21 protein-coding genes and 1 tRNA gene are annotated in these 26,177 nt (G+C 53.1%); 15 read left to right on the top strand and 7 right to left on the bottom strand.

Features of this window, described 5'->3' with window-relative positions; genetic code table 11:
* Nucleotides 1–97 precede the first annotated feature (97 nt).
* The 3 genes from M1D70_RS22390 to M1D70_RS22380 are packed head-to-tail and all read left to right on the top strand — an operon-like array spanning nt 98 to nt 5,760.
* Nucleotides 98–1,234: a glycosyltransferase family 4 protein gene (locus tag M1D70_RS22390; protein WP_456287994.1), complete on the top strand. Its 1,137-nt coding sequence runs from the start codon at nt 98–100 to the stop codon at nt 1,232–1,234.
* 9 nt (nt 1,235–1,243) lie between these two features.
* Complete coding sequence (locus M1D70_RS22385; protein WP_456287993.1) at nt 1,244–2,551, top strand: metallophosphoesterase family protein; 1,308 nt, start codon at nt 1,244–1,246, stop codon at nt 2,549–2,551.
* Nucleotides 2,552–2,595: 44 nt separating this feature from the next.
* Nucleotides 2,596–5,760: an AAA family ATPase gene (locus M1D70_RS22380; RefSeq protein ID WP_456287992.1), complete on the top strand. Its 3,165-nt coding sequence runs from the start codon at nt 2,596–2,598 to the stop codon at nt 5,758–5,760.
* A 48-nt stretch (nt 5,761–5,808) separates the two neighbouring features.
* Here M1D70_RS22380 and M1D70_RS22375 read toward each other — a convergent pair whose 3' ends face one another.
* A complete protein-coding gene (locus M1D70_RS22375; protein WP_009594806.1) occupies nt 5,809–6,855 on the bottom strand; it encodes a YkvI family membrane protein in 1,047 nt (348 codons plus the stop codon).
* Nucleotides 6,856–7,108: 253 nt separating this feature from the next.
* Between M1D70_RS22375 and M1D70_RS22370 the strand changes: the two genes are divergently transcribed.
* The 4 genes from M1D70_RS22370 to M1D70_RS22355 all read left to right on the top strand — a co-directional run bounded on the left by M1D70_RS22370 (nt 7,109) and on the right by M1D70_RS22355 (nt 8,955).
* Nucleotides 7,109–7,678: a xanthine phosphoribosyltransferase gene (locus tag M1D70_RS22370; RefSeq protein ID WP_009594853.1), complete on the top strand. Its 570-nt coding sequence runs from the start codon at nt 7,109–7,111 to the stop codon at nt 7,676–7,678.
* 211 nt (nt 7,679–7,889) lie between these two features.
* The gene (locus tag M1D70_RS22365) at nt 7,890–8,219 is read left to right on the top strand and encodes a hypothetical protein (protein WP_456287991.1); all 330 of its coding nucleotides are present in this window, start codon (nt 7,890–7,892) and stop codon (nt 8,217–8,219) included.
* A gap of 118 nt (nt 8,220–8,337) precedes the next feature.
* The gene (locus M1D70_RS22360) at nt 8,338–8,556 is read left to right on the top strand and encodes a hypothetical protein (protein WP_009594842.1); all 219 of its coding nucleotides are present in this window, start codon (nt 8,338–8,340) and stop codon (nt 8,554–8,556) included.
* Between the two features lie 69 nt (nt 8,557–8,625).
* Nucleotides 8,626–8,955, top strand: a complete 330-nt coding sequence (locus M1D70_RS22355) for a carboxymuconolactone decarboxylase family protein (protein WP_009594838.1) — start codon at nt 8,626–8,628, stop codon at nt 8,953–8,955.
* A 68-nt stretch (nt 8,956–9,023) separates the two neighbouring features.
* Here M1D70_RS22355 and M1D70_RS22350 read toward each other — a convergent pair whose 3' ends face one another.
* The gene (locus M1D70_RS22350; protein WP_009594815.1) at nt 9,024–9,464 is read right to left on the bottom strand and encodes a hypothetical protein; all 441 of its coding nucleotides are present in this window, start codon (nt 9,462–9,464) and stop codon (nt 9,024–9,026) included.
* A 178-nt stretch (nt 9,465–9,642) separates the two neighbouring features.
* On the opposite strand from M1D70_RS22350, the gene M1D70_RS22345 reads away from it, so the two are divergent.
* From M1D70_RS22345 to M1D70_RS22335, 3 genes are all read left to right on the top strand, one after another.
* Nucleotides 9,643–9,726, top strand: a tRNA-Leu gene (locus M1D70_RS22345).
* A gap of 149 nt (nt 9,727–9,875) precedes the next feature.
* Nucleotides 9,876–10,190, top strand: coding sequence for a DUF6944 family repetitive protein (locus M1D70_RS22340; protein ID WP_433940902.1), 315 nt, complete (start codon nt 9,876–9,878; stop codon nt 10,188–10,190).
* Between the two features lie 220 nt (nt 10,191–10,410).
* The gene (locus M1D70_RS22335) at nt 10,411–11,292 is read left to right on the top strand and encodes a divergent polysaccharide deacetylase family protein (RefSeq protein ID WP_456287990.1); all 882 of its coding nucleotides are present in this window, start codon (nt 10,411–10,413) and stop codon (nt 11,290–11,292) included.
* A gap of 178 nt (nt 11,293–11,470) precedes the next feature.
* Here the strand turns inward: M1D70_RS22335 and M1D70_RS22330 are convergent, their stop codons facing one another.
* Together M1D70_RS22330 and M1D70_RS22325 are read right to left on the bottom strand one after the other, a co-directional pair.
* Nucleotides 11,471–13,708, bottom strand: a complete 2,238-nt coding sequence (locus M1D70_RS22330; RefSeq protein ID WP_456290483.1) for a methyl-accepting chemotaxis protein — start codon at nt 13,706–13,708, stop codon at nt 11,471–11,473.
* Between the two features lie 205 nt (nt 13,709–13,913).
* Nucleotides 13,914–14,714, bottom strand: coding sequence for an N-acetylmuramoyl-L-alanine amidase (locus M1D70_RS22325; RefSeq protein ID WP_456287989.1), 801 nt, complete (start codon nt 14,712–14,714; stop codon nt 13,914–13,916).
* 148 nt (nt 14,715–14,862) lie between these two features.
* On the opposite strand from M1D70_RS22325, the gene M1D70_RS22320 reads away from it, so the two are divergent.
* On the top strand, nt 14,863–15,054 hold the full coding sequence (locus M1D70_RS22320; RefSeq protein WP_009594854.1) for a YqzE family protein: 192 nt from the start codon (nt 14,863–14,865) through the stop codon (nt 15,052–15,054).
* Between the two features lie 290 nt (nt 15,055–15,344).
* Here the strand turns inward: M1D70_RS22320 and M1D70_RS22315 are convergent, their stop codons facing one another.
* The 3 genes from M1D70_RS22315 to M1D70_RS22305 all read right to left on the bottom strand — a co-directional run bounded on the left by M1D70_RS22315 (nt 15,345) and on the right by M1D70_RS22305 (nt 19,321).
* On the bottom strand, nt 15,345–16,490 hold the full coding sequence (locus M1D70_RS22315; RefSeq protein WP_456287988.1) for a hypothetical protein: 1,146 nt from the start codon (nt 16,488–16,490) through the stop codon (nt 15,345–15,347).
* Nucleotides 16,491–16,599: 109 nt separating this feature from the next.
* The gene (locus M1D70_RS22310) at nt 16,600–17,562 is read right to left on the bottom strand and encodes a YqhG family protein (RefSeq protein WP_456287987.1); all 963 of its coding nucleotides are present in this window, start codon (nt 17,560–17,562) and stop codon (nt 16,600–16,602) included.
* A 1-nt stretch (nt 17,563) separates the two neighbouring features.
* Nucleotides 17,564–19,321: a DEAD/DEAH box helicase gene (locus M1D70_RS22305; RefSeq protein WP_456287986.1), complete on the bottom strand. Its 1,758-nt coding sequence runs from the start codon at nt 19,319–19,321 to the stop codon at nt 17,564–17,566.
* A 421-nt stretch (nt 19,322–19,742) separates the two neighbouring features.
* Here M1D70_RS22305 and M1D70_RS22300 point away from each other — a divergent pair, with 421 nt between their 5' ends.
* The 4 genes from M1D70_RS22300 to M1D70_RS22285 all read left to right on the top strand — a co-directional run bounded on the left by M1D70_RS22300 (nt 19,743) and on the right by M1D70_RS22285 (nt 26,132).
* A complete protein-coding gene (locus tag M1D70_RS22300) occupies nt 19,743–22,385 on the top strand; it encodes an adenosylcobalamin-dependent ribonucleoside-diphosphate reductase (RefSeq protein WP_456290482.1) in 2,643 nt (880 codons plus the stop codon).
* Between the two features lie 212 nt (nt 22,386–22,597).
* The gene (locus tag M1D70_RS22295) at nt 22,598–23,740 is read left to right on the top strand and encodes a GntR family transcriptional regulator (RefSeq protein WP_083829907.1); all 1,143 of its coding nucleotides are present in this window, start codon (nt 22,598–22,600) and stop codon (nt 23,738–23,740) included.
* A gap of 583 nt (nt 23,741–24,323) precedes the next feature.
* A complete protein-coding gene (locus M1D70_RS22290; protein ID WP_456287985.1) occupies nt 24,324–25,178 on the top strand; it encodes an ABC transporter permease in 855 nt (284 codons plus the stop codon).
* Nucleotides 25,179–25,211: 33 nt separating this feature from the next.
* Entirely contained in the window at nt 25,212–26,132 is a 921-nt protein-coding gene (locus M1D70_RS22285; RefSeq protein ID WP_009589795.1) for a carbohydrate ABC transporter permease, read from the top strand.
* Nucleotides 26,133–26,177 lie beyond the last annotated feature (45 nt).

Below are 26,177 nucleotides of genomic sequence, written 5' to 3'. Positions count from 1 at the left end.
CCTAAATAGGGATAGGTTTCCTTTGCATGAAACATATGTTCTAATATATCATATCGAAAAAGAATCTGAAAAGAGATTTAGAGAAAGGGGGATCCCCATGAAACTTCTTCAGGCGTTATTCTTCCCTCCTGAACAGCCGGGCGGCGTCTCGTCCATGATTCCATATTTGCAGGAGCGCTTTCACTCCTCCCGCTGGGAGATGGAGATGTTCTGGCTGCCTAAGCGGATCCGCAACAAAGGCCAGGAGGATCCGGCATTCCACACGTTTGATTGGAGAGAGTTCGAAGGGAGCCCGATCGTGGCCAAATACCTTCAAACCTACCGGGATTATCTGTGGTGGACCCGTCTGCGCATTCAAAAGCCTTATGATCTTATCCATAGTCATCATCCGATCGCAGGCATGTCGATGAAAGCCGTATTCCCCGAGGTGCCGCTCATCCAAACCGTGCACTCCAGTTACGAGCGCGAGCTGATCCTCAACGGAAGAATCAAGGAGGGAGGGCTGGAACACAGGTTCCTGGTGTCTTTGTACAAGGAGCTAGAGCATATCAGCGACCGACTGCTGACCGTGTCGAACTCCTTCAAGGCGTATATGTCTCCCTACGTGAACACGCCCGAATCGATCGGCGTCATCCATAACGGATTCGATGATAAGAGATTCAAGCCCGTTCCCCATGAAAATGCGGTGCCTCAGCTGATTACGGTATGCCGTCTGGTGCCAGCAAAAGGATTGGATATTCTGCTCCAGGCCTGCGCGGAACTGAAACGGAAGGGATATGATTACGTCCTTCATATTATCGGCGACGGACCTTCCCGCCAGGAGCTCGAGGAGATGGCCAAAACGCTGGGCATCTACCAGGAGACGATTTTTTACGGCTACACGCTGCATCCGGAGGAGTTCATGCCGTTCTTTGACATCTTTGTCCTGCCTTCGAGAGCAGAGGCGTTCGGATCGGTGTTCGCGGAAGCGGCGCTCAGCTGTCTCGCCTTGGTAGGGACCGACGTCGGCGGCATCGCCGAGCAGATTGAGGACGGGGTCAACGGTTTGCTTGTACCGCCTGAAGATCCGATGGCGCTCAGCGTGGCGCTCGAGAAGGTCATCAGCGATCCGCTCTATCGTTACGAGCTAGCCCGGACCGCTTCGGATAAGGCAAAGAACCAATACTCCTTGTCCAGATCCGTGAACGAACTGAAAAAAATGTATTTAAAATTTCAACCCCAGATAGAGAGTTAGGGATCGGTTATGGCTTCTTTTCGATTTATTCACGCTGCTGATTTGCATCTGGACAGTCCGTTTATCGGAATCAGCGGACTCGATGAGGATCTGCGGTCCTTCGTTCAGGAATCGACCTTCCGTGCGCTGGAGCGGCTTGTGCAGCTCGCCATCGGGGAGCAGGTTGATTTTATCGTCATCAGCGGAGACGTCTACGACAGCTCCAACATTTCGCTGCGGGCCCAGCTTCGCTTCCTGGATTCCCTCAACCGCTTGGGGCGGGAAGGGATCGCGGTTTATGTGATTCACGGCAATCATGATCCGCTCGACAGCACGAAGCTGTCCATGACGCTTCCCTCCCATGTCCATGTCTTTGGGGCAGAGCCTGCAGCCGTAACGGCTGTTCGCCGTTCGGACCATCAAGAAGTGGCGGTCATCGCCGGCATGTCGTACCCGACCTCGAAGGTCACGGATAATATTGCGATCCGCTATCCTGCTCCCTCACCGGGGCTCTATCATATCGGACTTCTGCATGCGAACGTGGACGGAGATCCCCAGCACGAAACCTATGCTCCCTGTACGAAAAGGGAGCTGGTTCAGGCCGGGTTCCACTACTGGGCGCTGGGGCATATCCACTCCCGCCGCACCCTGCAGGAATCTCCTTATATTGTGTACCCGGGCAATATCCAGGGACGCCATGTCCGGGAGACGGGCCCGAAGGGATGTTATGTCGTCGATGTGGACGGCAGCTTCAACACGAAGCTCAGCTTCCATGAGCTCGATTCGATGCGATGGAACATCGTTGAAGCGCCTATCGATGCTTGCCGGGACGTCGACGAATGGCGACGCTCCCTGGAGTCCATCCTCACCGAAACAGCCAGAGCGAACGCGGATCGGCTAAGCATGATCCGCGTTCGGATTACGGGACGAAGTCCGGTTCATCGTCAGCTGGAGGGCGGATACGTGCTGGACGAGCTGCTGACCGATCTGCGGAGAAGAGAGGCCTCAAAGGGCAAGACATGCGGCTATCGGGGCTGCGTCTGGATCGAGAGCTTCTCGCTTCAATCCGGGGATGCGATCGATACGGAGAGGCTTCTGGCGGAGGACAGCTTTACGGGGGACTTGCTTCGTCTTATCCGGAAGGAGCAGGAACGAATTCATGATCCGGACGGGGTTGTTGCTAAGGGGTTGGAGCCTCTTATGGAACATGCGGAGATCCGCTCGTTGCTTGACGAGACGAGTCCGGAGGAAATGCTGGATTGGGTTCGCAGGGCGGAGGAGCTGACTTTAGGGTTATTGCTGCGAGGCCGTTCGCGGGAGGAAGGTGCCGGAAGATGAGGCTGGAACGGATGAACATACAAGGTTTCGGAGCCGTCCGGGACATGAGCATTTCCATCGATGCCCCTGTAACCGTGCTGTATGGACCGAATGAAGCGGGGAAGAGCACGGTCCTGCATTTTATCAGCGCCATGCTCTACGGGTTTCCGGGCAAGGGCTCGCCGGCGGAACGCGGAGAGCCCTCCGGGGAAGGTGTTCACGGAGGCGAGCTGCGTTTTCTTGATAAGGAGGGGATACCTTGGGTGGTCCGGCGCTATAACCGGTCCAGGGACGGGGATGCCGCCTCCGGCAAGGGCGAACGTGTACATATTCATAAACAAGCGGATAACGGGCTCGTGATCGAGCTCGGGCAGCAGGAGCTGGAACAATACGCCTTGGGCGGCGTGTCCAGGGACATGTTTCGCCAGCTGTTTGCCATCTCGTTAAGCGAGCTGCAGGAAATCCGCAGTCTCCAGTCCGCCGAGATGAGCGGCTACCTGTTCCATGCCGGGATCGGCGGCGGAGCCAACATCCTGGAGGCCGAACGCAAGCTGTCCCAAGAGATGGACAAGCTGTATAAGCCTCGCGGGAAGGTACAGCAGACCGCCAAGCTGCTGCAGTCCATAGAGGATTTAAGAACCCGGGTTGCAGATAGCCGGGCTTACGTATCCCGCTATAACGAGGTCGTAAGCTCCATTCTGGATATAGAGCGCCGTTTAAACTTGCTGGAGCAGGAAGGTGCCAGGGCTGGCGAGGATTTATCGCTGCTTCGCAAAGCGCTGGAGATCCGTCCGGCTTGGCTGGAATGGCAAGAGGCCGGGGTGGAATTGAAGGACCTGATGGACAGCAGCCATTTTCCCCCGGATGGAATGCCCCGTTATGACAAGATGCTGGAGGAAGAGCGGGTCCTCCTTGCCCAGTCCATCCGCGTTGAGCAGGCGATCGAGGATGCGGAGGATAAGCTGGCGGCTCTACCCGTGAACGATTTCTTGGAACAATACGGCGAGCGGATTGAGGAGCTGTGGGCAAAACGAAGTCTACATGAAGCCGGGAACCGCGAGCTTGCCGAGCTAACGGCCGAATATAAAGCTCAGGAAAACCGGCTGGAGCAGCTGCTCCGGGATATCGATCCGGCATGGACCCGGCAAGAGCTGCTGTCGTTGCCGGTGTCCGCCTCAGACCGTGAGGAGGTACGGCGGATCGGTGCTGCCTTTGCCGGGTACGATCGCCGGATGGAGGCGCTGTTCATTGAACAGCGCGGGGCCCAGCGCTCGGCGGCTGCAGCCGAATCGGCGCTGCGGGAAGCAAGGCGGCAGCTGCGCGAGGAGTCGGAGAGGGGCCAGGAGGCCTTTGCGATGATTAAGCCTGCTGTGCCGCAGGAGACGGCTGCGTTGTGGAATCAGCTGCAGCTGGAAATCGAGCGTTGGCGCGAGCGCAGACTGTCCGGTGCCGGGCCCGTGCCTGCTTCGACACGCCGGCCGGGGAGAGGACGACTCCCCCGGATGTATGCGGGGCTGCTATCGGGCATGGCGGTCATGACGCTGCTGCTTGCAGCCGTGTTGTTATGGACGGGAGCCGCGGAAGCCGCCGTGGTCTCGGGCATCGTGATGCTGCTTGGTATGGGATATATCTACTGGGGCGCTCAACGCGGGCGCGAGATTCAGGATGAAGCTTCGGAAGGCACTTCCATGCTGGACGGTCAGGGAACGGAACATGTGGACCATCTTTACTCCAGTCTGGTCTCAGCTCCCTATGCCGCGGCAACAGGGAGCACGATTCCGGGCAGCCGAAGGGATCGAAGTGCTGCATTGACTCGTGACCCCCTCATGGTGGAGGCGAGAATGCGCGAGCTTCGGTCCGTGATGGAGGGCTGGCAAGCCTGGCGTCAGCGGCTCGATCGATTGACGTCTGATTGTGCGGCGGCTGAGGAGAAGTCTGCCCTGCAAGCAGCTGAATTAAAAACGATCCACGGCGCCATCGAGCAGGAAGAGAAGCGGTATTTGGAGCTGGAACGGCAGTGGGAGTCCTGGCTGATGTCCCGGTCACTCCCGCAGAGTCTGTCGCCTGACGTGATGCTGGATGTATTCGTGAAGGTTGAGCAGGGACAGGAGCTGATCCGGCAGCAAAAGTCGCTTGGTCTGAAAATGGATATCCTGTTAAGAGAGGCAGAGGATTATATCGTCCAATGCCATGAGATCACGGCGGCGGATCCAGATGCCGACTCTGACGGCAGCCGAAATCCGGGCGTGGCTGAACTTAGCGGCATCCATTCCCGATGGAAGGCGTACCAAGAGGATTCAAGGCAGCGTAAAGTCCTATCCGAGCGAATCCAGGAGCTGCGTAAAGAGGCGGCAGCGATGGAAGAGGAGCGGGAAGGGCTGCGGCAGCGCAAAGCGGCCTTAATCGCATCGTCCCGATCGGCGGACGAGGAAACCTTTCTTCGCATGGGAGCTGCTGCCAAGCGTCGGGAGGAGCTTGTCCGCACGATCCGCCATCATGAAATTACCATGTTCAGCGGGTGGGACGAGACGGGCCGCAGGCAGCTGGTGCAGCTGCTTGAGCTCACCGATGCTGCCGAGCTCGAAGCTCAGTGCGTCGAGAAGGAGGAGGCCGCATCGGCCGCGCACCGTCTTCGAGACGAGCTCCAGGAACGGCGCGGGCGGCTGCTTCAGGAGAGGGAGTCGCTGGAATCGGCGGGTAACCAGGATTCCGCCCTGCAGCAGCTCGAGGAGCACCGATCCGCCCTGCGGGAACTCGTGTCCCAATATGCGGTGCGTTCGATGGCCTCCGAGTTTATCAAACGCACTCGGCGCATGTATGAGGAAGAGAAACAGCCGCAGGTGCTGCAGCTGGCTTCCCGGTACTTCTCGATGCTGACCGGCGGTATGTACAGCCGGGTTGTGATGCGCCTGGGAGACCAGATCCTGCTGGCTGAACGCCCGACGGGTGAGCTGGTGGAGAGCAGCCGATTGAGCCGGGGAACGGCGGAGCAGCTATATTTGGCCATGCGGCTCGGTTTGATCCAATCGATGCCGCATGCGGCGGGGCTGCCGCTGCTGCTTGATGATCTGTTCGTTAATTTCGACGGCGATCGGCTGCGGCATGCGCTCGGGGCTATCTCGGAACTGTCCCGTAATCGGCAGGTTGTCATGATGACGTGTCATCGACATGTCGCCGAGCAGACGATGGAACTCATACCGGATGCACGGCTCATCCCGATGCAGCCATAAGATAGGGCTCCCCAAAGGCAGGCGTTACGCACCTTTGGGAGAGCCCTTTTATTTACCCCTGATTTCAGGTGTTCCGAATAAAGTCAGCCGGAGCACCCAGAGCAGGCACAATCCCCCGAACATCGGATAGAGCAGAGAGAGCAGGGAGCTGAAGCCGAACTGGCTGAAGAAATAACAGAACACCATGATGCCAAGGGTGATCACTCTCGGGGAGAGCGAGGTTCGCTGCTGAACCTGGAGGGTGATGCCGTAAATATTGGCAACGAAGGTGCTGAAAATTTCAAGGAAGATCAGGATGAGATAGATGATCTGTACGAACCAGCCCAGCTGGTTGGCGATGCTGCCCATCGGAATCTCGTATTGGCTAATGCCGGGCATATGGGCGGACATCGCAAAATGCGCCGCCATTAGCATAAACCCTACGCCCGTTCCTCCAATGATGCCCCCCCAGGTTACGGTTCGCGCGCTTTCGGTCTGGCTGCCGAGCGGGACCAGCACCGGCATCGCCATCACCAGGTTAAAGGCGGTGTAGAGCAGCGGCGCAAGCCAAACCGAAGGCAGGCTGTGGTCGGTGGTCAAGGTTAAGAAACGGGTGGCGCCCGGGGACTGAAGCGTTTGAGAGATCACCGCCACCGATAAGGTCAGCATCATGGGCACGACGAGACTGTTCATCGTCATGATGGACTGGATGCCTTTTCTGAGAATAAAAAAAGTCCCGATCATCGTGACAAACAATCCGGTCTGATAACTCAAATTCAGATGCTCCACAAACACAGATCCGGCACCGGCAAGCATGATGCTGTTCACCCCGAGCAGAATGACAAACATGAAGAGGCTGATCCAGACGCCGGCTTTCTCGCCAAACAGGAATTTGTTCAAATCCTCAAAGGATTTGGCTCCGATCCGCCTGGATATTGTCATGATTTTCGTGCCGAGCCAAATGAATAATCCCGTCGTAAGCACAATGGTCAGTGTAGCCCAGTGGCCGTACTGGGTAAAGAATTGAAGGATTTCCCGGCCGGTAGCAAAGCCCGCGCCAACGACGGTTCCGATATATGTAAAGGCGATCTGTAAAACACGCATAAAATTACGCAAGCCTCGCGTCCCCCCTTGAAAGTTAATCGTTCTGCATAGTACAAGGTATGCTTGGCTGAGCCGGGACATGACTTTAACTTGTCCAAGGCCTGCGTCTGGAGGGGATTTGGAGGCATAGCGCCAAGCAGCGGAAAGCTATGTCAGGAATTGTGACGGGAACTAGCAAGTTAAATGACGGAGCATCCGTTTGTACTTGCCGTACAGGGAGGAATATGTTACTTTTACGACAAAGGAATCATGGGAGGTCTTTGGGATGGATTGGTTAAAGGAGCGGATTGTTAAAGAAGGCGTCGTGTTGTCGGATCAGGTGCTGAAGCTGGATGCCCTGCTGACGCATCAGGTTGATCCGGCATTGATTATGGACATGGGCCGGGAATTTGCGGCGAGATTTAAAGAGAGCGGCGTGACCAAGGTCGTTACGCTGGAATCCTCCGGCATATCGGTTGCCTTTGCCGCAGCGCTTGAATTGGGAGTCCCCATGATATTCGCCCGGCGCAAAAAAACGCTGCTCGCCGATCCAGACGCCTTATGCGAGCGTGTGCCGTCTTTCACCAAAGGCATTGTCACGGATATCATGGTGTCGCGCCAGTTTATCGGCGAGGGCGATAAAGTGCTCTTCATCGATGACATTATTGCAAACGGAGACGCCGCGAGAGGGCTGATCAAAATCATTGATCGGGCCGGGGCGGAATTAATCGGGCTTGGCGTCGTGATCGAAAAGAGTTTCCAAGCCGGGGCGAGAACGCTGCGGGAACAGCATGTTCACGTGGAATCGCTTGTCACCATATCGTCGCTTGAGGATGGGAAGATTTCGTTCAGCTAAAACTAAGGGGCTCCTTAGGCTTGTCTTCGATCGCTTGTCACGGGCTGGGTCTTAGGTCATGAACGGTTGTACCCTAGTCTAAGCGAAGAGAAAAAATGGTAATTTGAAGTAAATGATAATGGGATTTCCGCCTAAAATCTCAACTAAATCTTTTCGCCTCCGTGATTTTCGCTTATAATAAAGAGGTAGGCAAGAGAGAGGAGGCAGCACCATGGGGAAACAACCTGTAACCGAGCCGTTTTTGATTGAGAAGCTGTATGAAGCGAAGGTACATTTTGAACGTGCTTTGGATTGTAAACATACGGAGTTTGATGATCTATATCCCTATATGATTGAACATCCTCAGTTCTTCTGGTACAAACGCTATGTTGCCTGGTCAGAACTGCTGACGATTGCCGGATTGTGCGAGGAGGTTTCCTTCGAATGGAAGGAACAGTTTACGCCTCAGCAGGTCGAATATATCGAGAAGCGCGTCATGTCTTCCACCGTGCTGGATTATTGGTACGAGAAGAATGACAGCATCGAGCCGGCTCAGCGTTAATGGGTATATAGAACATCTCTTAATCGGGATGTTTGTCGATATCGCAACGCATTCAAAAGACCTAAATGATCTCATTTAGGTCTTTTTTTGCACAGTAAGTGATGAAGGAGGAATGGCGATGATCAGCGATGAAAGACTCAATGAGCTGCGGCTCTCCGGCGAACTGGTCCGGGTTGTGCGGGATGGGCTGGAGACCAATGATATTATAGGGTTCGTCGTAGCCTGGGACCCGGAGCAGGTTATCATCCGCCGCAGAAACCGGCGGGTCGTTAAACTGGATCGGCGCTACAGCTACCAGCTCAAAAAAGAGCCAAGAGTCAGCCCGGTCGAAGAATAAGCATAGATCTCGAATTCGTCGGACAACTTAACCTCGGAACTATTTTTTCGGGAAGAGGTGCTTTTGGTTATGGAAATGTCCAATGACAAGGTCTCGGCATACAAAAATGAAATTCAGAATTTGAAGCAGAGCATGCCGGACATGGCAGAAGCGTATCATCAGTTCACCGGCGTTTGCTTTCAGGATGGCGAGCTGGATGCGAGAACGAAGCAGCTGATCGCGCTGGGGATCGGATTGTTTGCCAACAATGAGCTGTGTACCTTCTACCATATGGAGGAGGCCCGTGCCAAGGGAGCCTCGGATGCTCAGATCATGGAGGCCGTAGCCGTGGCGTCTGCCGCCAGCGCGGGACATGCTCTCTCGCAGGGACTGACCCGCGTGCAGCATAACCTTCATTGATGTGTATGATAAAAATAACCGTCTCCCCCGCAGCGCTTGTTCAGTCGGGGAGGCGGTTATTCTTTCGTTTAAGGCACAGCGATGCTAGCGCGCGAAAGTAAAGCAGCGGCAGGAGGTTGGGCTTGCTCGGTGGACTCGCTCTCAGGCGGAACGAGCCCGAGATAGGCTCGCATGCGATCCATCATCTCCTCACGGAAGGATGGCCATAGAATGTTCATCGACCCAATGTATCCCCGACAGGCATATCGTGCCTGAATCCCGTCCTGGCTTTGCCCGATGTCATAAACCTTGATCGCCCGCTTGGTGAATTCCTGCTTCACCTCACGAAGGAGCACTGCGGCACGTTTGGCGCCGTTTCCCACAACCTCTACGTACAACTGAGGGGTTTTGAAAACCCCGCTCTCCTGTATGATACGGCAATCCCGCTCAAACACCTTATGAATGAACATCAGCAGCAGGTAACTCTTGATCAATGCCCGTTCTTCCGTTGTAACAGCCTGTATGGCCATCAACATCACCGCCTTTATATAGAAAATGGATATTGAATGAGAACTTATGTTCTTATTTTAACCGAAAACAAGGTTTTTAATCAAGTTCAAAAAAAGTGTTGACTCGATTTATTTAGCGTGATATTATATATCTTGTCGCCGCTGATAAGAGCTTGGCTCGAAGGTGGACAACATACATGCGGTCGTGGCGGAATTGGCAGACGCGCACGGTTCAGGTCCGTGTGGGCTTACCCCCGTGGAGGTTCGAGTCCTCTCGACCGCATCTAATGAGAAAGCTCGTAAACTGTTCTTGCAGTTTGCGAGCTTTTTTGCTTTGGGATTCTCTGGGACAGGATGAATGACTTAAACAAATACGAAGCATTCGCGTATTATATTAAATATTGATATGAATAGTTGAAAGAAGGGATTGCCTTGCCAGCCAAGTCATGGAGTCTCCAAGAACAGCTTGCCGCCTATGCTTGGCTGCAAGCATTGGGAACGAATATCGCCGCTCTGGGTCAAACGAAAATGCTGTCCAAAAGAAAGAAGCAGCAGGATGAAGGACAAAGGCTCTCCATCCTAGGGAACGCGATGCAATCGATCGCCAATGCGGCTCAGGCCGAAATTACCGCGGAGCTGCGCGGCACGGCAACGAATAAGAAAGCCAACGATCTTACGGTGGCCGGCAATCTTCTGCAATCCGTCGGAAATGCGCTGCAGGTGATTGCGGGAGCGGAGGATTCCTGATTAAACCTCCTTTTGGCTTTCGAACGAATCTGAGACGCAACTGAAAAAATACGAACAAGACGTTTTCCCAGCGACCCGGAAGCGTCTTGTTTTAATTTCTTGTGCCGGCCCCCATGCGGAATACAATCATTTATGCCTGTAATTACATATTTGAATAGCTTTTCTCAAACAATACGGTTAGGTAAGGCTATCATGATGATGAGTGGAAAGGGGCGTAGCAATGCGGGAAAGATATAGAAAATCGATGATCTTGCTGTGTTTGGTATGGGGGATCTTGAGCGGAGCACAGATCGGGTACGGGGCGGGGGTGGTTAATGCTGCTGATTCGTTCAACCATGATACCCGAAACGTGCACGAAGAATCCGGTCACGGCAGATCCGCGCAGGAAAAGAAGCCGAATAAGCTGGCCGTCATTATCGATGATTTTGGCAATGATCAGAAAGGGACCGAGGAAATGCTCAATCTGCCTGTCAAAATCACGGTAGCCGTGATGCCGTTTTTGCCGACGAGCAAGAAAGATGCCGAGGCCGCGCACCAGCAAGGGCATGACGTCATTATTCATATGCCCATGGAGCCTAAGCAGGGCCGGTCTTCCTGGCTTGGACCGGGTGCTATCTTAAGTTCGCTCACCGATGAGGAAATTCGTAAACGCATGGAGGAGGCAATCGATTCGGTTCCTTATGCCGTTGGGATTAATAATCACATGGGCTCCAAGGTTACCGGGGATGAACGGGTCATGTCCATCGTGCTCGACGTTTGTAGGGAGAGAGGGCTGTTTTTCGTCGACAGCAAAACGAATTACTACAGCGTGGTCGGCAAACTGGCAGCATCGATGGGAATGCCGTCCATCGCCAACGATATCTTCCTGGATGACGTTCATACCGTACAGCATGTGAGCAAGCAGCTGCAGACCGCGGCGCAGCATGCGGTAGAGAGAACTTCCTGCATTGCAATCGGCCATGTTGGCGTATATGGAATCCGAACGGCAGAGGCGCTGAAAGGCACGATCCCGGAACTGCAAAAAAAAGTGGAGTTCGTCGGGATCAGCGATCTCGTCAGGGAGCACTCAAGCTGGCGGCCTGATCCGCTGCGCTCGTATTAGATCTTCCTTGAGCACCCGAAACAGGTCCGGAATCGAGTGACGAGACCGGTGGAAGGTTCAACCGTTAAGATCAGCCGAGACCGGGTTTGAATATAAAACGAACGGCCTTCCGCGCAAGAGTCCCGGTGATTCCGAGTTTCATGCTTGGAAGGCTGTTTATATGCTGCGCTCCTCCGTTTTATCGGATGCGGGCTTCGGTGAGTTTGAATTGACCTACCAGCTGCTGCATCGATTTCGCTATGGCTTCGACATTGCCTGAGGTGTACCTTACGCTTTCGATTTCCTGCGACAGCTCCTGCACTTTGCTCTCCACATCCTTGGAAATCTTTCGGTTCTCCTTGCTGACCGAAGCGATTTTCTCCATCAGCTGAACCACTTCATCTACGGCCTGGTGCTTGCGCAGATCGTCTTCGGCTGCGGCGGCAAGCAGCTCGGAAGCCGCGGAAACCAGCAGATTTCCTTCTTCCACGACCCGGGTCCCTTCCTTCATCGATAGCACGGCGTGCTGGGCGTCCTGATAGATATGGCCGATAATCCGGTGGACCTCTTCCGTGGACTGTCTGGTCAGTTCGGACAGCTTGCGGATTTCGGTTGCAACGACGGCAAAACCTTGTCCGTGTTCTCCGACCCGTGCCGCTTCAATGGAAGCATTCAGGGCCAGCAAATGGGTTTGGGAGGATATTTGTTCGATCGCGTGCAGGACGCCTGTAACTTCCTGAACGGTTCCCATGAACGTGCGGATGGTCTGATTTGTTTCCTCGACTTTCGCAGAAATATGAGACATCTTGTCTCCGATCCGGACGACTTCATTCTTCGCCACATCAATCTGCTCATTCGCTTGGCGTTCCAGCTGGCGGAGCGTCTCCCGCATCCGTTCCGCGCTGTCCTTCACGGCATCGATATCCTGCAGCTGGCTGCGCATGCTGCGGATCATCTCGCTAATGTTGCTGCTGACACGCTGTGCGGAAGTAACGGTGACGGCGGTGGTGTCGTTCATTACCTGTTGGCTGGAGGAAACATCGCCTGCCGTCAACTTCACCTGCATCATGATGCTTTCCAGCGAATCGATCATATTGTTGATCCATTTGGCTAATTCGCGCGTTTCATCCTGATCGAATTGGCGGGGGTCCAGCCGCTGCGTCAGATCTCCGCTGCCTTCGGCATTCATGCGGATGAAGCGGTTGAGGCTGCGTAGACGATCCGCGATTCGCCCGATTTCTTTACGGCCGACCAGGGAAGAGGTGAGAAGGCCGGTGACCAAGCAGGCTAATCCTCCCGCCGTGGCTGCGAATGCCGGAGATAAATAAAGAGCCGTAATAAAAACAATGACAGCCGTCAGGAGGCTCGAGACAAGGGTAGACAAGCCGTGGAGCTTAGCGTGTCTGAAGCGGATGCCGCGAATGCGGTAAACCTCTTCGAGATCGCCTTCGCACATCATCCCCCAAACATCCGGACAGTGGGGCAGGCGGAACGTCACGCCTTTGCCGATTACCGGGATGTGGCGGTAATCGGAATAACCGGGGAAGTCCACGAACAGATTGCTTCCGTTCGCGATGGTGTTGGCTACGCCTGGATGAAGCTGACCCGTTGCCGGGTCGGTGAACATCAGCTCCAGCTCCGTATGTTCGTGAACCGATACGGTCCCCCAGTCGGTCGTGACGCCGTCCTTCAGGTTCTCGCCGTGCGTGAAGGTCCGGTCTTCAAAGCGGCTTCTGGAAAGGGCCGTGCCCGGAGCAATATGCCGATTCATCTCGGGCTTGGCCATGAATATATAGTTGTCGCCGGAATCGGGATAGACGTGGCCGGATTCCCGTTGAATTATATCCCCGATCACGTCGTTTGGCACCCGGCCGCACAGGATGCCGGCGAACGTATCGTCGACGTAAAGGGCATTCATGAACAGCAGCGTCATTTTGTCGTGAAAAGCAGAGGAGCGGGGACCGATAGTGAACGTGACGGGATCCGCATACGGCCCGAAGAGCAATTTACCGGTATCCGAGCCGGCGAGATGAATGATTGCGTGGCCCAATGGACTGCTCTTGCTGTAGCTGGTTCCAACGTGCGAAGCGTATGTAGAGTACGTGACCTCACCCGAAGGGTTCAGCAAGAATAATTCCGTGAAATCGGCAGCGCGCGAGTACAAAGCGGAGAAGAGCTGCTCCTGGTTCAATGGGCTTGTAGAGAAGGGATGAGGATGCTCGCTGCCGACTGTTGAACCATGGGTCTTGTCCTTGTTCAGCTGCTCCTTCAATCGGTCCAGATGTCCCCAATATTCATGGCTCCAGGAGAACAGCAGCTCCTTGCGCGTCTCGGCAATGCCTTCGAATATGTCCTCGATGTCTTCCTTCAAATTACGATTCAGACGCCATGAAATCCAAAGCGGAAGTCCTTGGCGATACCCAAGCCAGTCAAACATACGATCTCCCCCAATTCCCATTCGATTCATCTATCTTAATTTATGTTAGATATACTATCATAATTTTCGGAAAAATCTAGTAAATATTTCGAAAAAAATGATGCTTTTTTCATATTGATGTTAGTTTTTATAACATAAAAATGGGTTTAAAGGCCTGGAATCAGGATTCTGTAGGCCAGACGCCCAACAAAAAAACAGCTCCTATTTAAAGAGCTGTTAAATAACTGATAATCCCGTCAGCGATGGCTTCGGCAATCATCATTTGGCCGTTTCGGCTGGTCAATAATTTCCGGTCCTCCATATTGCTGAGGAAGCCGGTTTCCACGATGACGGCAGGTACTTGGGTTTGATTGAGCAGATAATAAGGCTTGCCTACGATGATGCCATTGTTGCTGCGATATACCAAATTCAATTGTTCTTGAATGGTTTCCGCGAGCAAGGTGCTTCGGCCCTCGGATTGATGCAGTACGATGCCGCCGCGCTTGGACGCATTTTTCCCCCAATTCACGTGAACGCTGACTACCAGCTTGGTCGGGATTTCGCTGCTGAGCTGCTTGCGCTGCGACAGATCGCGGCGATGCCTGGAGGAGGTTCGATGCCAGCGGTTATCGTCGCTTAGCGCGTAATCGGCGTCGCGATTCAGCACGGCATGATAGCCTTCCTTGCGCAGCAGCATGAACAGTCTGCGTGAAATGGCCAGATTGATATCTTTTTCGAGAATGTCCCCATACGACGTTCCGCCGTCGATTCCGCCATGGCCCACATCGATCAGCACGACATCATGTGCAAATGGGTGGAGGTGCCTAAGATGTGATTGGTCGATTTCCCGTCCTGAGGAATGGGTTGATTCCGGCGTTACGGAAAGCTGGGCTGCCGGCATCACTTTCGGATGAACGGCATGTGCTGGAAGCTTCAGGGCTTGCTTCTTTACTGGGCTTGCTTCCGTGACAGAACCGGGGAGTACCAGCGTCAAGAGAAGCAAACATACGCCTGCTGACTTAATCATGATGGATTCCTTCTTTCACGTAAAAATTTCGGCTTTATTAGAATGTGCATTAGGCAGAAAAATCATGCCGTTAAACAGGAGTCTAGAATCGGTCGGAATGGAGCACACTGATACTGGGACGTGGATAAACCATAAGGAGTTGATTCGTATGGCAAGCGGAGATGAATTGATCAAATATATTACCGAGCGCGTGGTTAACTATATAGATACGCCTAAGGAAGTTCGGCGCAAGGCGAAGGTGAAGGAATCCTGGACCACAAGGTGGTTCGGCATGATTCCGTTCTCCATGTCGCTGTGGAAAGACGACGTATCCTCCAAGCGCAAAAAAAGGCAAAAGTAAAGCTGCTGCTGTTCATTTGCCGTATGTTCCTTAATGGAGTCAGCTATTGTAGGCGTGCGCACGGCACCCTGTACAGCCGGATGCCAGACTTGGGGCATGTTTTTGCATGGTATTGGCTGGCAGTCGACGCTAGGAAGTACGCACTGAAAAAAACCATGTGAAACGATGAAGGACGCGGGCCCTGATAAGGGCCGCGTCCTTTTGTCCGTCTGGGATGCTGAAGGAATGAGGGCTTATGGTTGGTTCGCATGAATGACGGACTTGTTAGCCCGCTTACTTGCACTTTCGCGTCATTTGGGTTGAGCATAGAACTGGCCTTGTCCGATCAAGCGGGATGCCGGCAGGAAGCGGAGGGTATCCGTGTTACGCAATGGAACCGACACATAGAGCGCTGCAGGATGCTTCCGAATCCCTGTCGACCAGCGGTGCCACCCGTTTAAGGTAAAAGGAGCTCCGTATGCGGCATTGCTTTTTTTGGATTTGAATATCAGGCTGGAGTGCTCCTGCAGTAGATTCCGCAGATCGGTACTGCTTCGGGCCGTCAGATTGCTTGAGGTCAGCCACAGCAGATTATCGTAAGGATCCCGGGAATCGCCGGCTGCAATGGTTGGCGCACCGGCAATCCAGCGAGCGGATGAAGTTACCAATCCCTTGCTTGCCGCCGGCATCGAAGCCGATACCGGCTTGACCGCCGTCGTTGTCTGCTGGAGTTCATCCGGAAGGACTTCGCTATTCAGTGCACTGATATAAACCGGCTTCTTACCGGGAAGCTGAACCTGCCAGACAGGGGATACGTCATACAGCTTGCACACGCTGCTTCCCTTCGGCAAAGATCCACCGGCCTTCAGAAATCCCTCGGCCGCAAGCCGTTCATTCAGCGGTGCTTGACTGTAGGGAAGGGTGGAGCCGATCCCGTATTCGCTCAAGATATATCCACCGTCTTCTCCTGCGCTGATAATCATGTAGCCCTGAGGCAGTCCCTGATCGGAAATCGTGACCAGCCATCCGTGCGTGCCCGGACCGAGGGGGGTGAATTCCAGCTCTGCTCCGTCCCAGGCAGTAAATGGCGCATGCACCGATAGTTGATCCACGGTCTGTTCTGCATAGTCCACCAAACTTTCCGGTACTTGAGCCTGGATGCTGCTGTAGGCGAGGCTGGACTGGACTGCAAGCAGAGCGTCTGCCGCACGGACGCCGCTCGCAGGATTGGGGTTGTCTGCTTCACGAGCAGCAGCCATGCCTGCCTGCGGGTGGATCGTGCTGAACCACAGCAGTGCCGTTACGATGAAGGAGGCAGACCACCTTCGATATTGGATAAAGCGTTTGTTGTCGATTGATTTAGGTTTGCGCATGTTGTCCTTGTCATCCTGGTAATGGGGTTCCATGTTCCACAGCTTCAAATGTTTAACCGCCTTTCCTTGGCCCTTACGCGCCATGGATGTGATGGAATCATCATATCGGACAAGCTCTGCAAAGGCTGTTGCAAGCTGTCGCGGCAGGGGAAGGGAGAATGGTTCTTTTTTTGCCTGCTTTTGTAGAGAGGCGTCATGAAGACGCGCCCACGGGCGAACACAGATGAAACAGACCGCAGGTTATGGCGGACAGGCTCACTTTCGGCTCGTACTGCCACTGCATTTCCGACCGGCGGTTCTTGTACTGCTCCTCGATCTGCGCCTTTTTCTCTTCGTCCTGCTCTTTGAGCAATTCCTCGTAGTAGCCGTCGATGACCATGAGTTCGTCTTTGAGGCGTTCCCTAGCCTTCGCCGCCCAATCGTAATCCAGCTTGCTCAGCTTGTTGATCAGATGATTCTCCAGGGCAGCTGCGGCCTGCTCCAGGGTGAGAGCCGCCGGTCTGACGTGAACGCTCTCCGGAAGGCGAGGAGTCAATTCGCGCCCATTCAGAATGGCAGGGAAGTCTTCGGTAATCGAGCGGCCGGACAGCGAGATTCCGAGAAAAAACAATTCCTCCCGCTTCAGATCGCAGCTGAACTCCACCTTGAAGCAGACGCCCAGCCACTGCTCATAAGGCGTGGAACGGCCCCTGGGACGCGGTTCGGCATCCCGCTGCTGGAACAGATACACGCATTTGCCCTCTTCGCGGGAGGCATTCCAAATCTGGGCGAGCCGGCTGCTGCCGTAACCGATATTCTCCCGCTGAATGCGGCCTGGCCCCAAGATCGGCAGTACCGGGGCGTTCCCGTAATAGCGCGCCAGCAGCGGATCCTGCGCGGGTGCGTTGAGCTGGGTTTTGGCTTTGGCTTCTTCGGCCTTGGCGAGCCGTTCGTCGTATTTTTCCGGATCAAACACGAAGTTGAACGACAGCGTTTCGGCGGGAGCTCCGGTACGTTCCACGAACCCCCAGTAATAGGGGCGGTTGGTGAGCATTTTGTCGGCCTGCGGCGACAGTTTCACGGTGACATGCTCAGGCGATTTTTCGATGACGGTGCATTCGGTGGCTTCCAAATAGGCCATGAAGTGCTGCTGCACCTCCTGCGGCGTCATGGTCATATTAGGCTTCTTCCTCTCTGAGAGTTTCTTCGGCCGTGCTTTCCAGCTCGATGTCCTGCTTGATATGGTGAATGGAGTCGCCCAATGTGCTGATGCGCTGGCGGATTTCATCATCATTGCCGGACTCCAGCATGATTTTGTACAGGCTCTTCTCGATCGATTCCTTCTTCTCGAAGCGCTCCAAGATAACGTCCAGCCCGCCGATGACCATCTCAAACATGTTGATCTTCTCGTGCAGCAGGTTCAGGATATGCTCCTCGATGGTTCCCGAAGTCGACAGGTTGTAGATCTTCACGTCATTGGTTTGGCCGAGACGATGCACGCGTCCGATCCGCTGCTCGACCCGCATGGGGTTCCAGGGCAGGTCAAAGTTGATCATATGGTGGCAGAATTGCAGGTTGATGCCTTCGCCGCCGGCTTCCGTCGCGATCATGACCTGCGCCTTGCCGCGGAAAAGATCCATCATCCAGTCCTTCTTGCCGCGGTTCATGCCGCCCCGGTACGGGACGGAAATCAGCCCGTGATCGCGAAAATAATTGAGCAAGTATTCCTGCGTGGCCCGATATTCCGTGAAGACGATGACCTTCTCGTTCATTTGCTGAATGAGCTCGATGGCTTTTTCCGCCTTGGTGTTAGCTTTGATGGCCTTGATGAGATAGACCAGTTCCCAGATTTTATCGCGCAGCGGAGAGTCCTCCGGCAGCTTCTTGGACAGATTAACAAGGGTTACGAAGACGGCATCCCGGCTGCTGCATACTTCCCGCTGCAGGGTGACGAGCGACAGCATACTGCTTAAATTTCCCCCAGCTGCCTGATACTGATCTTTGACGAAGGACGTAACGCCGTCGTATAATGACTGTTCTTCAGGCGAAAGGCTGAGTCCCACGTTGCGGACGGACCGCTTCGTGAACTTCACTTCCCCCTCGCCCCGGCGGTTGCGGATCATGACCTTGGACAGCTCATCCTTGAGCTGGTCCTGGTTCTTCGGTCTTCGTTTATCCACGACAAAATTAGCGGCAAACTGTCCTTGGCCGCCAAGCTGGCCCGGTTTCAGCAGCGTGATGAGATTGAAGAGCTCGCTGAGATCGTTCTGCACCGGCGTGGCGGTGAGCAGGAGACAGTATTTTTTGCGCAGCTTTTGGATGAATTGATAATTGGATGTTTTCTTGTTCTTGAGCTTGTGCGCTTCATCGATGATGAGCATGTCGTATTCCTCGTTCAGCAGAAGCTCCTGATGCGGATCGCGCTTGGCCGTATCCATGGAGGCGACAACGATGTCATTGCCCCAGGAGTACGCTTTTTTCTGCGCGACCGCGGGAATGCCGAACTTGGAGTTCAGCTCGCGGACCCATTGCAGCACCAGGGAAGCAGGTACGAGAATCAGCACTTTGGATACCAGTCCGCGCACGATGTATTCTTTTAAAATAAGACCGGCTTCAATCGTCTTGCCAAGTCCCACCTCATCCGCCAGAATGGCTCTGCCCGACATCTCGAACAAAACGCGTCTTGCGGTATCGGTCTGATGGGGGAGTGGGGATAAACCGCCAAGGTGCTTGAGGCACTGCAGTTCTTCAAAGCTTGTAACGAGGCGCGATTTCTCGCCCTCAACGGCAAGCTGGGCCAGACGATAGTCACCCCAAGGACCTCCTTTGTCCAGTCGGCCAGAGAGATCGTCAAACCAAGAACGGTCGATCTGCAATGGAACGGGAAGGCGCGGGTCGAAAATCATGCCTGAGTCGGCAGATGGCTGTTGGTTCATGTCGATCTCCTCCTGTGATGAAAGATTCCGGGCCAGCGGTGTATATGTAGTATGGACGAAAAAAGAAGTCTTCATAACCTTGCACGGATTCGGGAGCCGCGGAATACCCTATAGAGCGCACGGCTGCTGGAATTGGATATTTTCATCCTTTTTTTTCATAGGGATCAGCGAAAAAGAGAGCGAGAGGAAGAAAGCGGAAGCTTGCGCGCGGGAGCTTGGAACTGTCGGCTTAATTTTCACATTATCGGCATAGTTAACCTATATATAGTGTAGTATAATGAATAAACAGCACTATATGTGGTGTATATAGTGGTTTTAGATGTTTGACCGGCTACATAACAGGTTATGTTGTTGGTGAGCACATACTTGGGAATCTTTTTAATTTTATATCTTATATAGGAGGTAGTTGCACTTGAGTACGATGCAGAATCAGCGGCTGGAAGGTTTAAGCGAGAAGATCTTTTTGGACCGGTATGCCTGGAAGGATGCGGACACCAACAACGCCAAGGTCGGCGACGTGGTGCTCGTGCTGACGAAGGATGATCCTAAATTTCCGACCAAGGAAGTTGGCGAAATCGTGAAACGCGAAGGCCGCAAGGTCACCGTAAAGACACGGAAGGGCGAGCTTGTGGAGTCGGATGTGGAGAAGCTGACGTTAACCATCGAGAAAACGCCGGAAGAAATGTGGGATCGACTCGCAGCCGCCATGTCATCGGTTGAGGCAACGCCGGAACTGCAGGAAGAGTGGCGCGGGAAGTTCCGCGAGATTCTGGATGATTGGAAGCTGGTGCCGGGCGGACGGATTGCGGCCGGAGCGGGTGCAAGCGATGAATTGACGCTGTTCAACTGTTACGTCATTCCTTCCCCGAAGGACAGCCGGGGCGGCATCATGGAAACCCTGAGCGAGATGACCGAGATTATGGCGCGCGGCGGCGGTGTCGGCATCAACTTGTCTTCCCTTCGTCCTCGGCGCGCGATCGTCAGAGGTGTGAACGGGTCCTCCAGCGGTGCGGTATCGTGGGGAGGATTGTTCAGTTATACGACAGGCCTGATCGAGCAGGGCGGAAGCCGCCGCGGGGCGCTCATGCTGATGATCAACGATTGGCACCCGGACGTGGAGGATTTCATTACGGTGAAGCAGACGATGGGACAAGTCACGAACGCGAACCTGTCGGTATGCGTCAGCAACGATTTCATGAAAGCCGTGAAGGAAGATCTGGACTGGGAGCTCGTGTTCCCGGACACCACCGATCCCGATTACGATGAGCTGTGGGACGGCGATTTGGATAAATGGAAGAAGGCCGGACGCAGCATCATTCCATATAAAACGGTTAAAGCACGCGAGGTATGGCACACCATTATCGAGTCCGCATGGAAATCGGCAGAGCCGGGCGTCGTCTTCATGGAATACTACAACCAGATGTCCAACAGCTGGTATTTCAACCCGATCATCTGTACCAACCCTTGCGGCGAGCAGGGACTTCCGGGCTGGGGCGTATGCAACCTGTCCGCGATGAACCTGTCGAAGTTCTACGATGAAGCGAATCATGACGTCGCATGGGATGAGCTGGCTACGACGACGCGTTACTCCGTGCGTTTCCTGGATAATGTCATCGACCGGACGCCTTACCATTTCGAAGAAAACGAATTAAACCAGAAAAAAGAGCGCCGCGTAGGCCTCGGAACGATGGGTCTGGCCGAGCTGATGATCAAGCTGAACATCCGTTACGGCAGCCCGGAATCGCTGGAGTTCCTGGATAAGCTGTATGGCTTCATCGCGCGCGAAGCGTATCTTGCATCCGCGGATATTGCCGAGGAGAAGGGCTCGTTCCAGGCATTCGATGCCGAACTGTATCTGCAAAGCGGCTTCATGAAAAATATGGCCGAGGTGTATCCGGAAGTTGCCGAAGCGGTCCGCAAAAAAGGGGCCCGCAACGTTACCGTCATTACCCAAGCACCGACAGGCAGCACGGGTACGATGGTTGGAACGTCGACGGGCATCGAGCCGTACTTTGCCTTCAAATACTTCCGTCAAAGCCGTCTCGGCTTCGACGAGCAGTTCGTGCCGATTGCTCAGGATTGGCTGGACAGCCATCCGGGCGAAGAGCTTCCGGACTATTACGTCACGGCGATGAGTCTCTCCGCCGAGGATCACATCCGCGTGCAGGCGGCGATTCAGCGCTGGGTGGACAGCTCCATCTCGAAGACGGCGAACTGTCCGGCGGACTTCACGGTTGAAGATACGAAACGCCTGTATGAGCTGGCATTCGATCTGGGATGCAAAGGCGTAACGATCTACCGCGACGGCAGCCGCGACGTGCAGGTGCTGCAGACGGAGAAAAAAGAAGACAAAGCCGCCGAAGCGACGACAGCTTCTACCGCGGAAACGGCGCTGGAGCAAAGCGCGGCAGGCCAAGCCGCTGAGGAAACGGCGAGCGTGGAGCCGGCTGCTGGAAGCGTGGCTGTAACAGCCTCGCCGAGCAAGAGCGGACTGGATAAACAATACAAGAAGCGTCCGCAAGTGCTGCGCGGCGCAACCTATAAAATGAACACGCCGTTCGGCATGGCGTACATCACAATCAATGATCTGGACGGCATTCCAAGCGAAATCTTCCTGAACGTCGGCAAAGCCGGATCGGATGTGTTCGCGATGGCGGAAGCCCTGGGCCGCGTATGCTCCCTGTTCCTCCGTTACGGGGACCACGGCAACAAGGTGGAGCTGCTGATCAAGCACCTCAAGGGCATCGGCGGCACCGGCGCGATCGGCTTCGGCGCGAACCGCGTCGAGTCCATCGCCGACGCCGTGGCGAAGGCGCTCGAGACGCACGTGGCCAACAACGCCGAGGCGGATCATGACCATGATCCGGCACCGGTTGCAGCCACGATGGCGCCTGCCGATGCAGGCGAAGCCGAGGCAACGGCAGCCGCGGGCAACGGCGGACATGGCGCGCATGCAGGCGGCAGCATGTCGCTGGATCTGTGCCCGTCCTGCGGCGGGGCGTCCTTGATTAACATCGAGGGATGCAAGACGTGCGGGAACTGCGGGTATAGTAAGTGCTCTTAAGGAAGTCGTAGGGAAGAGTTAAACTACACCCACGCAAGTCAACGAATACGATAGTTCAATAAAACAGCGGCAGTCTAGGACATTATTTTCTCGTCCATGGCTGCCGCTGTTTCCATAATTAGAGCATGGAATAAAACGCTTACACCATTCGTAATGTATATATTAAACATATTGAATGAAATGTGGTGATTCGGTTGAGCTCTACGGATAGAATGCCTTTGTATCAGAGGGTTCAAGAGTATATACGCGAGTTGATATCGTCGCAGGTACTGAAGGTTGGAGACCGTATACCTACGGAAAAGGAACTCATGGAGCGCTTTGGAGTAAGCAAGATTACGGTCGTTAATGCCCTGGCCGGCTTGGTTAACGAAAAAATCATAACCAGGGTGCCCGGAAAGGGGACTTTTGTAAGCGAGCCCGAATCTCAAATGCCGGCCACTCCTCCGATAAGTGCCGTAAAACCTGTCCATAAAACTAGCGGAGCAATGGGGACACGGTTGATAGGGCTCATTATGCCCAGCATTTATGATTATTTTACGATTCGACTTATACAAGGTATACAGCAAGCGCTGAATGAGAACGATTACCGCTGCGTTATCTATTTATCAGAGGGCGATATTGATAAGGAAAAAGAGGCGATCCAGACATGCAGTAACATCGGAGTGGAAGGGTTATTGATTTTCCCGGTGGACGAGGAATTATTCAACGAGGAAATATTAAGCATGAAATTTGCGGGGTTTCCGTTTGTTCTCATTGACCGTTACCTTCCGGGGGTGGAAACTCACTATATCGCATCGGACGGCAGGCTTGGCGCTAACATGGCGGTAAATTACCTGTGGGAACTGGGGCATCGTGAAATCGCCATCTGCTCCGATTCGCCCATACAAACCGTAACCGTTCAAGAACGGATCGATGGATATATGAATGCCTTCAAGGAAAAGGGAGCACTCATTAACCCTGCCCACATCGTAACCGGTTTTGAAATCGGAAGCCTTGAGCAAGCTGAAACCCATCCATTGTACCGCTATATCAAAAATCGAATGGCAACGGCTTATATTACGCTTAACGGAATTCTTGGAGTAAAAATCTATCAGATTGCGCGTCAAGCCGGATTGAAGGTGCCTGAGGACATATCCATCATCAGTTTTGACGATCCGACTTCCATCATCGAAGGATACGGCGCGTTCACGCATGTTAAACAATTTGAACGAGACATGGGCTACCGTGCGGCTTATACGCTGCTAGAGGTCATTAACAGTGATGACGGGCAAGACGGAAAATACTTTAAAACCCTAGTGGAGCCGGAATTGGTCATTGGCGAGACGACGGGAAAAAACGTTGCATCCACTTTCTGATACCCACACCCGCTTCTTCCTATATATGCAACCTAATAACGAGTCCGATGCGCTTTCTATCGGAGCCTGACAATGGAGAGCGATGGCTGCACGGACTCTTTTACTAGGTCAACCACTCATGAAATCCTCCCCCCATAATATTCCCAAAATCAATTCGATAAAGAAATCCAGCAGAAGCTCTTCAAACCCTACCACAGGTCGCTACATCTCAGAATATTACTTTTTATCAGACCATTTCATAAGGATATATTGAATATAATGTATCCTTGCCAAGGAATAAAAACACCTAAAAGAAGGTTGGGGATAGGGGCTTTTGCCCCGTTTATCTATAACTTAAGGTTACTTTTTAACCAAATGAGGAAATTGTGGAATGATTCCTACACCATATTGAATATATTTAAACTATAAAATTGAAACCGCTTGCAATGGAGGAGGGGGAGACAGTCGCTATATACCGTACGACGAAGATGTAGGAGGTGTTCGGAGAATGGTACCAAAGGGTGCTCTTATCCCTGGATTTGAACAATTAAAAAAGAATAAGAAACTAACTAGAATATGGTATTTCAGGCACATATACTTATTTTTGCTTCCTGCTATTATCTGGTTCCTGGTGTTTGCTTACTATCCGATGTACGGCATTATCATCGCATTCAAAGACTACAAATTCAATTTGGGGATATTGGGGAGTCCGTGGGCAGGATTTAAATATTTCGAGCAGTTTTTAAACGATTCCAGTTTTTATGATGTGCTCCGAAATACGTTATCCATTAGTGCCCTTAAACTTATTTTCGGATTTCCAGCTCCCTTGATCCTAGCCTTAATGCTCAATGCCGTCATGCACAAAAAAATCAAACGAGTGTTTCAAACGATTTCCTATCTGCCGCACTTCGTTTCGTGGGTCGTTGTCGTTACCTTGCTTCAAAAAATCCTGTCTCCGAACGTAGGGCTTATCAATGACATTCGGTACCAAATGGGTTTGGATCCCATCTTTTTTATGGGAAAGCCGGAATTATTCTATCCATTGGTCCTCATATCCGACATCTGGAAAGGTGTAGGCTGGGGTTCGATCATTTATTTAGCCGCGTTAACGAATATCGATCCACACTTGTATGAAGCTGCGGAAATCGACGGGGCTGGAAGGTGGAGCAAACTATTCAAGATCACGCTTCCATGTCTTACGCCAACGATCGCCATATTGCTTATTTTCTCACTCAGCGGAATACTGAACGCGGGTTTTGACCAAATCTGGCTGATGCAGTCCCCGGCAACCTTAAGCGTCTCGGAGATTTTAGACACTTATGTCTTAAAAACAGGCCTCCAACAGGGGCAATTAGCATATTCCACGGCCATCGGTTTATTCAAATCTGCGATCTCGCTGCTGCTCATTGTTGCTGTCAATAATATATCCAGACGCGTGAGTAACGTATCGTTATGGTAATCAGCTAGCACTGAAGATAAGGAGGTGTGTGTTATGGGTGCAAGTAGGCTGTCGCCGGCAGACAAAATGTATATGACGCTTAACTATGCGGTGCTGCTTTTATTCTGCGCTACGGCGCTATATCCATTTATCTATTTTCTAGCCCTGTCTTTCAATGACGGCTACGATGCGATGAAGGGGGGAATCTATTTTTTCCCTAGAGTGTTTACATTAGAAAACTATGCAAAAGCTTTTAGCAACACTTTGATCCTAAATTCCTTCTATATTTCCATTACCCGAACCCTTGTGGTTACGGTTGCCTCCGTATTTTTGACGGCCTTATTAGCCTACGCCCTTTCGCGGAAAGGTTTGCCGGGAAGAAAATACATCGTATTCTTCTTTTTCTTCACCACGTTGTTCAGCGGCGGACTGATTCCGACGTTCATTCTGTTCCGGCAAATCCACATCCTGGATACGTTTTGGGTGCTGGTGCTGCCGTCCCTATATAACTTTTTCAATGCGATTATCATGAAAACCTTCTTCGACGGGATCCCTGAAGGTCTGTCGGAATCGGCCCGAATCGACGGGGCAAGCGAGTTGTCGGTATTTGCAAGAATCATTCTGCCTCTATCGATGCCGGTGCTTGCTACCATTGCCTTGTTTGTCGGGGTGGGCGTGTGGAATGACTGGTTTACCGGTCAGTTTTTCATACAGAATGAAAAGCTGCAGCCTGCCGCTACGTTTCTTAACAAGATGATCAGCGAAGCGTCTTTCCAGTCGATGACGTCGTCGTCGGGAAATAGCGGATCCGCCATTCAAAACATGACCGAGACGCAGATGGAATTGCGAGGAGTAACGCCGGAAGCGTTGCGGATGACGTTCGTCATCATTATAACGACCCCGATCATCTGTGTGTATCCATTTCTCCAGAAATATTTTGTGAAAGGCGTATTGGTAGGTTCTCTTAAGGAGTAGTCGGTATAAAAGGCTATGCCTTTTATATAAAAAAACTTCCAATGG

Source organism: Paenibacillus sp. AK002 (assembly GCF_053903045.1).
This window is presented reverse-complemented; position numbering and strand designations above follow the sequence as displayed.